The sequence below is a fragment of the Flavonifractor sp. An92 genome, assembly GCF_002159175.1.
In the GTDB taxonomy this organism is placed as follows: domain Bacteria; phylum Bacillota; class Clostridia; order Oscillospirales; family Oscillospiraceae; genus Pseudoflavonifractor_A.
The window spans coordinates 1-9,909 of record NZ_NFGZ01000048.1 but is presented as its reverse complement, the minus strand read 5'-3'; the positions used below and the strand labels follow the sequence as shown (position 1 = coordinate 9,909).

The 9,909-nt window shown below is 62.5% G+C and carries 10 protein-coding genes, 3 tRNA genes and 1 riboswitch; of the genes, 9 read left to right on the top strand and 4 right to left on the bottom strand.

Annotated features, from left to right (window positions below; translation table 11 throughout):
- The 3 genes from B5G43_RS16610 to B5G43_RS16605 all read right to left on the bottom strand — a co-directional run.
- A partial coding sequence (locus B5G43_RS16610) for an InlB B-repeat-containing protein (protein ID WP_206405037.1) occupies positions 1-1,165 on the bottom strand: 1,165 nt, incomplete at its 3' end.
- 75 nt (positions 1,166-1,240) lie between these two features.
- Positions 1,241-1,330: riboswitch (cyclic di-GMP riboswitch) on the bottom strand.
- A gap of 140 nt (positions 1,331-1,470) precedes the next feature.
- On the bottom strand, positions 1,471-1,635 hold the full coding sequence (locus tag B5G43_RS17520; RefSeq protein ID WP_164488746.1) for a hypothetical protein: 165 nt from the start codon (positions 1,633-1,635) through the stop codon (positions 1,471-1,473).
- Positions 1,636-1,768: 133 nt separating this feature from the next.
- Positions 1,769-3,019 carry a pitrilysin family protein gene (locus B5G43_RS16605; RefSeq protein WP_087263289.1) on the bottom strand — a complete coding sequence of 417 codons (1,251 nt, stop codon included), beginning with the start codon at positions 3,017-3,019 and terminating at the stop codon, positions 1,769-1,771.
- A gap of 128 nt (positions 3,020-3,147) precedes the next feature.
- Here B5G43_RS16605 and B5G43_RS16600 point away from each other — a divergent pair, with 128 nt between their 5' ends.
- On the top strand, positions 3,148-3,936 hold the full coding sequence (locus tag B5G43_RS16600) for a protein-ADP-ribose hydrolase (protein WP_206405036.1): 789 nt from the start codon (positions 3,148-3,150) through the stop codon (positions 3,934-3,936).
- Between the two features lie 15 nt (positions 3,937-3,951).
- Complete coding sequence (locus B5G43_RS16595; protein WP_087263286.1) at positions 3,952-4,737, top strand: TIGR00282 family metallophosphoesterase; 786 nt, start codon at positions 3,952-3,954, stop codon at positions 4,735-4,737.
- Between the two features lie 431 nt (positions 4,738-5,168).
- On the opposite strand, the gene asnA is transcribed toward B5G43_RS16595, so the two are convergent.
- Entirely contained in the window at positions 5,169-6,182 is a 1,014-nt protein-coding gene (asnA, locus tag B5G43_RS16590) for an aspartate--ammonia ligase (protein WP_087263284.1), read from the bottom strand.
- Between the two features lie 185 nt (positions 6,183-6,367).
- Here asnA and B5G43_RS16585 point away from each other — a divergent pair, with 185 nt between their 5' ends.
- From B5G43_RS16585 to B5G43_RS16555, 7 genes are all read left to right on the top strand, one after another.
- Entirely contained in the window at positions 6,368-7,282 is a 915-nt protein-coding gene (locus tag B5G43_RS16585; RefSeq protein ID WP_087263282.1) for a GDSL-type esterase/lipase family protein, read from the top strand.
- Positions 7,263-7,763, top strand: a complete 501-nt coding sequence (locus B5G43_RS16580; RefSeq protein ID WP_164488745.1) for a sigma-70 family RNA polymerase sigma factor — start codon at positions 7,263-7,265, stop codon at positions 7,761-7,763. Before B5G43_RS16585 ends, B5G43_RS16580 begins: the two co-directional genes overlap by 20 nt.
- Positions 7,756-8,607: a DUF3298 and DUF4163 domain-containing protein gene (locus tag B5G43_RS16575; RefSeq protein WP_087263280.1), complete on the top strand. Its 852-nt coding sequence runs from the start codon at positions 7,756-7,758 to the stop codon at positions 8,605-8,607. Before B5G43_RS16580 ends, B5G43_RS16575 begins: the two co-directional genes overlap by 8 nt.
- A gap of 110 nt (positions 8,608-8,717) precedes the next feature.
- Positions 8,718-8,794 (top strand) — tRNA-Met (locus tag B5G43_RS16570).
- Positions 8,795-8,821: 27 nt separating this feature from the next.
- Positions 8,822-8,896 (top strand) — tRNA-Glu (locus B5G43_RS16565).
- A gap of 29 nt (positions 8,897-8,925) precedes the next feature.
- A tRNA-Val gene (locus B5G43_RS16560) sits at positions 8,926-9,002 on the top strand.
- 58 nt (positions 9,003-9,060) lie between these two features.
- A complete protein-coding gene (locus B5G43_RS16555) occupies positions 9,061-9,735 on the top strand; it encodes a Crp/Fnr family transcriptional regulator (RefSeq protein ID WP_087263278.1) in 675 nt (224 codons plus the stop codon).
- Positions 9,736-9,909: the final 174 nt, after the last annotated feature.

Below are 9,909 nucleotides of genomic sequence, written 5' to 3'. Positions count from 1 at the left end.
CATAGATGTCAAAGCTGGCGCTTCCATTCACCAACTGGTAGTACCCAAAGGTCTTTTCACCGATCTTGGTACCGTCCTCGGTCACCTTCAGGGTTACCTGATAGTCCTCAGGCAGCTTCATGCCTTTGGGCAGCTCCATCACCTTGGTGACACGCAGCATGCCCTCCTGGGGCTCCGCCTTGGGAGTCCACACGGCATACAGAGTCACATTGCCGCCCTCGGCGGGAATCGCAAAGGTCTCGTCAGGCTTGGTGGCCTTTTTGTCTGTGGACCAGCCGGCAAACTCATAGCCGTCCTTGGTCAGGCCGGTACCGTCAGCAACCTTGAACTCCTGGCCAGCCGCATAGCCCTTGGGGTCGGTGGGAACCGTACCCTCACCATTATTCAGATCATAAGTAACATAGTACAGCTGGACCTCGTCCTTGATCTTACCATCCAGATGCCAGGTCATCGTGCCGCTGGACACATAATTGTCCGCGCCGTCAGCCGCTTTCAGACTATACCAATCCACATCATCGGGGTCAATCCAGTCATTGTACCCGCCCTTATTCAAATTCTTCAGCGCATTGGCAATTGCGTTTTCGTATTCCGCATAGCGGCCTTCACCATCCTCAGTATCGTTCCAGGTAGCCTCCTCCAGAGGCAGCTGAATCGTACCGATGGTGAAATAGCCGCTGTCATTGACAGTACCCTGACCTGCCTTCGCCTGGGCATAGACATAGACCGTCTGGAGCTCGGGCTCGGGCTCAGGCTCAGTATAATTCAGATAGATTTCTGTAATATACCAATCTGCACCACTCAGGTGATTTACCGTCAGCATGCTTGCCGGAATGGCAGTAGAATAACTCTCACCATTCACACAGTAATTAACGGTAATACCACTAATATCATCAGTATCAATAATACTTACGGTATTCAAAACATACCAATACGGCACACCGTGATAAGAATCCCAATGATTCGCCGCAGGACCAGTGGCCGTTTCTCCGCTGTTATCACTCACATAAATGGATTGAATCTTGATATCCTCGGCACCTGCACCCGTGCCGTTAGCCAGATAGGCCTTAACGGTATCAAGCTCCATGATGTGAAACTCGGTGTCATTCACATCCGCCAGTGCCGAGGTGCTCACCAGGCCCAGGCACATGACCATGGCCATCAGCATGGCCAACAGCCGCTTGCATTTCCTTGCCAACATCATTCATTCTCCTCTCAAATCAGTTTGGCTGAGAATGGAATCCGTGGCGGCCGGACTGGCCTGGCGGTGCTTGCCGCTTTAGCCTCCTGAGCTTTGCGTCCCGGCGTTTCCGCCGGTTTGCCGTTTGCACGCTTCCTTCCCTCACTTCTTCTCCAAAAGTGGGGCATTGGTTTTGCGCTAGTTAGTCGTATTTACCAGTATACACTGCAACAGTCACAGGATCGGTTACATTTTAAAAAAACACGGCACAAAAAATACTTTGCTTAAACAGTCTATTCCTCGCGCTGTTTTTTCTCCTCCAGGGAACTGTCGATCAGCTTCAACAGCTCCAACGCACTTCGGAACGGCTTGGTCTGTTTTCCCTCCGTCCAGGTCACGATACCCTGCCAGGTGGCATTCTGGCTGTCCATGATCTGAACGACAAAGGTGTCACGCATATTCCCTCTCCTTTCTGACTGCTTTCTCTTTTCTTACCATACTCTAGTATACTAGAGAACGGTCACAGGAACAGTTACATTTTAATTTTCGAAAGAACATATTTGATCTGCCCTGTGCTCCGCTCCGGGAGGCTCAGCCCAGCAGCATGGCCCGGTAAGCCTCCTCCGGCTGCACCCGGCCCACCGCCGAGAGGGACGCCCGGTCGAACCGGAACAGATCCTGGGCCAGGTCCCGCACCGTCTCCGGCGTCACCGCCTCGTAGCCCTGAAGGACCTCCTCTACACTGGCCACATGGCCGTGGAGCAGCTCCCCCCGACCCAAGGCGCTCATGTGGCTCTGGGTGGACTCCAGGCTCAGGAGCACACTGGCCTCGGCCTGCTCCCGGGCGCGGGCCAGCTCCTCCTCCGTGACGCCGTGCTCGGCAAAATCTGCCACCGTCCGGCGCAGGGTGGTGAGGGCCTCCTGCTCCATCTCGGGGCTGACGGCGGTGTAGACCCCGAAGAGCCCCGTCTCGGCGTGGCCCACCGCGTAGGAGTACACCGAGTAGCACAGCCCCCGCTTCTCCCGCATCTCCTGCCACAGCCGGGAGGACATGCCGCTGCCCAGCATGGCCGAGAGGAGCTGGAGGGCGTAGCGTCGCTCGTCCCCGTAGGCGATGCCGGGGAAGGCCAGGGTCAGGTGGTTCTGCTCAATGGCCTTCTTTTTCAAGGTGAAGGCCGGGGTGTATACCGCCTTGTCGGTCTTGGGGCCGGGGCCCTCCTCCAGCGCGCCGAACCGCACCGTGAGGTCGTCCACATCCCGCTGGGTAAAGCTCCCCGCCAGGGCCACCACCAGGTCCTGGGGCCGGTAGTGCTCGGTCATGTAGGTCCGCAGGGACGCGCCGGTCATCTTCTCCAGGGTGGAACGCTTGCCCAGGATGGGCCGGGCCAGGGCGCTGCCGTGGAACACCGCTGTACTCAGGCGCTCGGCGCACAGGTCCTCGGGGTTGTCCTCGCACATACCGATCTCCTCGAAAATGACCCCCCGCTCGGTCTCCACGTCCTCCTCGGCGAAGCGGGGGTGGAACACCATGTCGCACAGGAGGTCGGCCGCCCGGGGCAGATGCCGGTCCAGCACCCGGGCGTGGAAGCAGGTGCACTCCTTGGTGGTGAAGGCGTTGACCTGGCCGCCGATGGCGTCCATCTCCTGGGCCAGCTGGGCCGTGGAGCGGCTCTCGGTGCCCTTGAATACCATATGCTCGATAAAATGAGCCGCGCCGTTCTCCCGGGCCTTCTCGTGGCGGGAGCCGGTGCCCACCCAGATCCCCAGCGCCGCCGAGCGCACGCCGGGCACTTTCTCGGTGACGATACGCGCCCCATTGGGCAGTTTTTTGATCTCAGTCATAGCGCTTCCTTCGATTCCTTTCGCTGTTTTGGGCCATTATAGCACCTTTTCCTCCCTCTGTCAGCAAAGAAAGAGTGGAATGGGACCGGCCTTGTGTGGTACACTGTGGGAATAAAGGAGGGATGGGCATGGACCGGGAAGCACGCGTCAGGGAGCTGCTGGGCGTTCTGCTGGCGGAGGAAGGAAAGGACCCGGCGGCGCTGCCGGGAGGCTATGAGACTCAACGGAAGCTCCTGCGGGGACTGCTCAACAAGCGCCCCGCCGTCCCCATGCCGGAGGAAGACCTCACGGCGCTGGATGAGTTGCTGCTGGACGAGCTGAAAGAGAAAACCGTCACCGACTGGCGGGACATCCCGCCCGCGCCCCGGAACGACAGGCTCGCCCTCTGGCAGGGAGACATCACCACCCTGCGCATCCCCGCCATTGTCAACGCCGCCAACCCCCGGTTGCTGGGATGCTTTCACCCCCTGCACAACTGCATCGACAACCTGATCCACTCCGCGGCTGGATTCCGGCTGCGCCTGGCCTGTCAGGAGTTGATGGAGCAACAGGGACACGAGGAACCCGCCGGAGGCGTGAAGCTGACCCCCGGGTTCTGTCTGCCGGCGGAGTTCGTGCTCCACGCCGTGGGACCCCAGGTGAAGGACGGCGCGGTCACGGCGGACCACCGGGCGGCTCTGGCCGCCTGCTACCGCAATGCCCTGGACCTGGCCCAGGCCCACGGCATCTCCGGAGTGGCCTTCTGCTGCATCTCCACCGGGTGCTACGGCTTCCCGAGGGAGGAGGCTGCCGCTCTGGCGGTGGAGACGGTGGAGAAGCACCTGCCCCGCTGTCCGGCGGTGGAGCGGGTGGTATTCAACGTATTTCTGGACCGGGACGCGGTCCTGTACCGGCCTCTGCTGGGCTGGCCGGATTGAGAAGGAGGAGACTGTATGGAATTGCATGTACTGGCTGTGGGCGATGTGGTGGGAGACGAGGGCGTGGAATGCCTCTCCCGCCGCCTGCGGGCCCTGAAGCGGGAGCAGGATATCCACTTTACCGTGGTCAATGGGGAAAACTCCTCCGGGGTGGGCATTCTGCCCCGGCAGGCCGACCAGATCTTTGACGCCGGGGCCGACGTCATCACCCTCGGGAACCACACCTGGAACCGGCTCCAGATCGCCCGCTACCTGGACGACAATTCCTATATCCTCCGCCCGGCCAACTACGCCTCGGCGGTGCCCGGCCGGGGCTGGGGGGTCTTTGACGGACCCCGGGGCCTGCGCATCGGCGTGATGAACCTCATCGGCCGGTGTGAGCTGGACAGCAACGCCGACAACCCCTTCACCGTGGCCCGGCGCATTCTGGGGGAGATGGAGGCCGATGTGGTGCTGGTGGACTTCCACGCCGAGGCCACCAGCGAGAAGGGCGCTCTGGCGTACCACCTGGACGGGAAGGTCCAGGCCCTGTGGGGCACCCACACCCATGTCCCCACCGCCGACGGCCAGGTGCTGCCCGGCGGACTGGGCTTTATCACCGATCTGGGTATGGTGGGTCCCTCCCGGAGCATTCTGGGCATGCGGGTGGATCAGGCCATCAACCGCTTCCTGGGTGGGCTCCCCTCGCGGTTCGAGACGGGGGAGGGGCCGTGCAAGCTCAACGCTGTGCGCTTCACCATCGACACCGCCAAGAAGCGCTGTACCGCTGTGGAGCGGGTGGATCTGCTGGAGGAGCGGTGAATATCCCGGGCAGCCCGGAAACTTGCGCTCGCCGCGCGGGCCGCCTGCTCGGCGGGAGCACCGCTTTCTTTGCAAAGAAAGCGGTGGGAAAGAAAGCCCAGAGGGGGGATACCCCCCTCTGGACTCCCCCGAAACGCTCCCCGGTCTCCATCCCGCTGCGGAGCGATTTCCAAAGCATGGCGTGGCCAATTCCGGGCTTTCCGCCTATCCGGAAAGCGTTGTACCCTGGCAGAAACAGGTGGCCGAAGGCCGCCCACTTAGGGGGATTCTCAAGGGGGCAAGCAGCCCCCTTGAGGTCTTTTCTTTCCCCCATTTCTTTTCGCGAAAAGAAATGGGGCTCCCGCCGAGTAGGCGCGCTCCCCGTCCGGCGAGGACATATCCATATAAAAAAGCGGAGAGCCGTTTCCAGCTCTCCGCATGGTTTGATTAAATTACAGCAGGATGACGCCCGCGTCCTGACAGGCCGCAATGGTCTCGGGGTCCCAGACGCTGGCCTGGACCTCACCGATGTGGGCCTTACCCAGCAGGATCATGCACAGCCGGGACTGGCCGATGCCGCCGCCGATGGTGAGGGGCAGCTTCCCCTCCAGCAGCAGCTTGTGGAAGGTCAGATTCCGGCGGTCGTCGCACCCGGCGGCGGTGAGCTGCTTGTCCAGCACCTCGGGGCTGACCCGGATGCCCATGGAGGACACCTCAAAGGCCCGGCCCAGGACGCTGTTCCACAGCAGGATGTCGCCGTTGAGGCTCCAGTCGTCGTAGTCGGGGGCGCGGCCGTCGTGGGGCTTGCCGGACTTCAGGGGCGCGCCGATCTGCATGAGGAAGGTGGTGGGGTGGTCCTTCACCCAGGCGTCCTCCCGCTCCTTGGGAGAGAGGTCCGGCCAGAGGTCCTCCAGCTCCTGGGTGGTGACAAAGGACACCTCGGAGCTCACGCTGGGCAGAGCGGTGAGCTGGGGATAGACCGAGCGCAGAGTGGACTGGGTCTCACACAGGGCCTTCACAATGGTGCGCACCGTCTCCTTCAGGTACTCCACCGTGCGGTCCCGGGGGGCGATCACCTTTTCCCAGTCCCACTGGTCCACGTAGACCGAGTGGAGGTTGTCCAGCTCCTCATCCCGGCGGATGGCGTTCATGTCGGTGTAGAGGCCCTCGCCCACCGAGAACTGGTAGCGGTACAGGGCCATGCGCTTCCACTTGGCCAGGGAGTGGACCACCTGGGCATCCCGGCCGGCGGCGGGGATGTCGAAGGAGACCGCCCGCTCCACGCCGTTCAGGTCGTCGTTCAGGCCGGTGGCCGCCTCCACGAAGAGAGGGGCCGACACCCGGCGCAGGTGCAGGGCGCCGCCCAGGGTGTCCTCAAAGAGGCGCTTCAAAAGACCGATGGCCTTCTGGGTGTCGTACAGGTTCAGGCAGGGGGCGTACCCCGCCGGGATCACGGTCTTGACCATAGTAATTCTCCTTTATGGACAGCGGCAAAGGCATTTCCCGCCGCAAATCTAACATGAAGGAATTATAACCCATTCCTGCCCCTTCTGACAAGAGGACCTTCGGCTGAAAAAAAGCCGCTCGGTCCGCAACTTTTTGGACGGCTCCGCCGTCTCAGAAATAGAATGCGCCGAAAGGAGGCACCGCCATGGCGCACTGCCCGAAGCGCCGGAGGCGGCTCTCTCCGGGCCGGAACGCCATGTGGATGCTCCTTCTCTCCCTGACGCTGGCGGGAGGCCTGCTCCTGTGCGGACACAGTGTGAGCGTCCCCACCGTCCAGGCCAGCCGCGACCCCCACGCCGCGGTGGCCGAGCACGTTCCGCCCACCCCAAGGCCCACGCCGACCCCGGCTCCCACACCCTCGCCCACCCCAACGCCGGAACCGACCCCCACGCCCGTCCCCTACGACTACTCCCAGCCCGTCCCCGGCTCACCGCCGGTGGAGGACGACTGGTTTCAGGACGCGGCGTTTCTGGGCGATTCCCGCACAGAGGGGCTTCTCTACTATACCTCCATCCGCCCCGCCGGCTCCTTTGCCTATCGGGGCCTCAACGCCCAGACCATCCGCACCAAGGCCTTCGTCAAGGCCCAGGGCCGGAAGGAGACCGCCCTGGAGGCCCTGGCCGCCGGGCATTTTTCCAAGGTCTATCTGATGCTGGGCGTCAACGAGCTGGGCTGGTGGAGCGAAAACCAGTTTTCCCGCCAGTACGGCGAGCTCATCGACCTGGTGCGCCAGGCCCAGCCCGACGCACAGCTCTATCTCCAGACCCTCATCCCCGTTACGGAGGCCAAATCCTCCGAGGGGGTGTTCACCAATCTGCGCCTGCAGGCCTTCAACCGCGTCATCCGCGCCCTGGGCCTGGAAAAGCAGGCCTATGTAGTGGACGTCTGGTCCGCCTTTGCCAATGAGCACGGGGCCCTCCCCGCCCGGCAGAGCAGCGACGGCATCCACCTCTACCCCCCTGATTACGACCAGTGGCTGGTCTATCTGAAAAATCACACCGTTCCCCGGGAGGAAACGCCCCCGAGAGAGGAAGTGTATCGTGGAGAAGTGTCAGGATAAACGCTCCACCCTGACGGAATATATCATTGCCGGCCAGGCGGACTTTTACCGGCTGGCGTACAGCTATGTCAAAGACCGGGACGCCGCGCTGGATGTGGTCCAGGAGAGCATTGTGAAAGCCCTGACCAAGGCCGACTCCCTGCGGGAGCCCGCCTACGTCAAGACCTGGTTTTACCGCATTCTGGTCAACGAGAGCATCAACTGGTACCGCCGCAGCCAGCGGCTGGTGCCGCTGGAGGACCGGCTGGACCAGGAGGCCGCCCCCGAGACCGACCCCGGCACCCGGCTGGACCTGTACGACGCCATCGAGCGGCTGAATGAAAAGGAGCGCACCGTGGTGCGCCTGCGCTATTTCGAAGATCTGAAGCTGGAGGAGATCGCCCGGGTCACCGGCGCCAATCTCAACACCGTAAAGTCCCGCCTGTACAAGGGCCTGAAGCATCTGAAAGAATGGACCGAGGAGGACCTGAACGATGAATGAATCCCTCAATCGCGCCCGCGCGCGGTACCAGTCGACCGAGCTCCCGCCGGAGCTGTCCTTCGCCGTGGCCTCCGCGCTGCGGGAGGGGGAGCGCCGCCGGGCCTGCCGCCGGGCCATCCGCCGCAGCCTGGGGGGCGGTCTGGCCGCCTGTCTCTGCTTCTGTCTGCTGGTCAACGGCAGTCCCGCCTTTGCCGCCGCCCTGGCCGATGTGCCCGTGCTGGGCCAGCTGGCCCGCATCGTCACCGTGGAGAGCTATCAGATCAACGACCGGGACCACCTGATCGACGTGCGCCTCCCTGCCCTCACCGACACCGGCGACACCGATCTGGAGCAGCGCATCAACACCGAGATCCACAAATCCATCGACCAGGTGCTGGACGAGGCGGAGGAGCGGGCCCGGGAGGCCCGGGAGGCCTTTGTGGAGACCGGCGGCAAGGCCGAGGACTTCATGCCCATCATCATCGACGTGGACTATGAGGTCAAGTGCTCCAACGGGCAGTACCTCTCCTTCGTCATCACCAAGACCGAGACCCTGGCCAGCGCCTATACGGAATACTACCTCTATAATCTGGACCTCACCACCGGCACCGAGCTGACCCTGCCCGACCTGCTGGGTCCCGACTGGCGGGAGCAGTGCGACGAGGCGGTGCGCAACGGCATCGCCCAGAGCGAACTGGAGGGCGGCGTGTTCTTCGCGCCCGGCGAGGGGGGATTCGAGACCGTCTCCGACGACCAGAAATTCTTCCTCAACGCCGATGGGGACGTGGTGCTCCTGTTTGAAAAATATGAGCTCGCCCCGGGCTATATGGGCGCCCAGGAGTTCACTGTCTCCGCGGCCTCCTGACCCCGGGGCACATCCCGAAAAAATTTTTAGAAAAATTGAAAATACCGGTTGACAAATCGGGGGCTTTCGGCTATACTAAATCTCGCCCTGTTTCACTAGGGCTTTTCGATGGCGGCATAGCTCAGTTGGCTAGAGCATGCGGTTCATACCCGCAGTGTCCCCGGTTCAAATCCAGGTGCCGCTACCATAACGGCTCTACCGCCGTTCATCGCTTGGCGCGTTGGTCAAGCGGTTAAGACACCGCCCTTTCACGGCGGTAACACGGGTTCGATTCCCGTACGCGTCACCACGACGGGAGAGGAATCGCTCCCGCCAATTGGAGGCTTAGCTCAGCTGGTTAGAGCGCCTGCTTCACACGCAGGAGGTCACTGGTTCGAGTCCAGTAGTCTCCACCAAAAACGGCAACCGCTTTTGCGGTTGCCGTTTTTTTCTGTTTCGAAGGGAGGCGCCCCCATGTACACACCCACCGACGCGGAGGAGGCCCTCCTGCAGACCTGTGTCCTCTTCCGGGGGCTGGACCCCGCCGCCGTACTGCCCGCGCTCGGCCCCACCCCGGTGACCATAACCGCCGGCTCCTTCCTGCTCCAGCAGGGAGAGCGGGTGGAACAGCTCTATGTGCTCCTCTCCGGCGCCCTGCGGGCCGCCCGCTTTGAGGCCGACGGCAGCGAATTTCTCTACCAGCAGCTCCTGCCCGGCTACCTGGCCGGGGGAGAGGTGGCCTGCACCCCCCGCAAGACCAGCCCCTACGCCATCTACGCTGTGGAGGACGCCCGGCTGCTGGCCATCCCCTGGGCAGCGTTGGAGGGGGAGAAGCTGGACGCGCAGCTCCGGCTGGCCCTGCTGCAAAACCTCCTGTCCTTCGTGGCCAACCAGAACATCCGGAAATATTACAAGATCGACGCCCTTTCGGTGAAAAGTGCCCGGGCGCGCATCTTAAAATACCTCACCGCCCAGGCCAAGCGCTCCGGCTCGGCCACCTTTACCATCCCCTTCGACCGGGAGGCGCTGGCCAATTACCTGTGCATCAACCGCAGCGTCCTCTCCCATGAGCTCAAGCGGATGGAGGTAGAGGGGCTGCTCCGGTTCCGCAAAAACCAATTCACGCTCCTGGACAAAAAGTTGTTCTGACAACATACGACACCGGTTCCTTTTGTTATACTGACTGTACATTTTCGTTCAGGAGGAACCCCGTATGAAATTCCAGATGAAAACCCTGTGTGCCGCCCTGCTGACCGCCGCTCTGCTGGCCGGCTGCTCCGGCCAGACTGCCGCCACCCCCACGCCCTCGGCCGAGCCCACCCC

Coding starts and splice junctions, on each gene's coding strand:
- B5G43_RS17520 (WP_164488746.1), bottom strand. CDS start 1,635: ATGCGTGACACCTTTGTCGTTCAGATCATGGACAGCCAGAATGCCACC.
- B5G43_RS16605 (WP_087263289.1), bottom strand. CDS start 3,019: ATGACTGAGATCAAAAAACTGCCCAATGGGGCGCGTATCGTCACCGAG.
- B5G43_RS16600 (WP_206405036.1), top strand. CDS start 3,148: ATGGACCGGGAAGCACGCGTCAGGGAGCTGCTGGGCGTTCTGCTGGCG.
- B5G43_RS16595 (WP_087263286.1), top strand. CDS start 3,952: ATGGAATTGCATGTACTGGCTGTGGGCGATGTGGTGGGAGACGAGGGC.
- asnA (WP_087263284.1), bottom strand. CDS start 6,182: ATGGTCAAGACCGTGATCCCGGCGGGGTACGCCCCCTGCCTGAACCTG.
- B5G43_RS16585 (WP_087263282.1), top strand. CDS start 6,368: ATGGCGCACTGCCCGAAGCGCCGGAGGCGGCTCTCTCCGGGCCGGAAC.
- B5G43_RS16575 (WP_087263280.1), top strand. CDS start 7,756: ATGAATGAATCCCTCAATCGCGCCCGCGCGCGGTACCAGTCGACCGAG.
- B5G43_RS16555 (WP_087263278.1), top strand. CDS start 9,061: ATGTACACACCCACCGACGCGGAGGAGGCCCTCCTGCAGACCTGTGTC.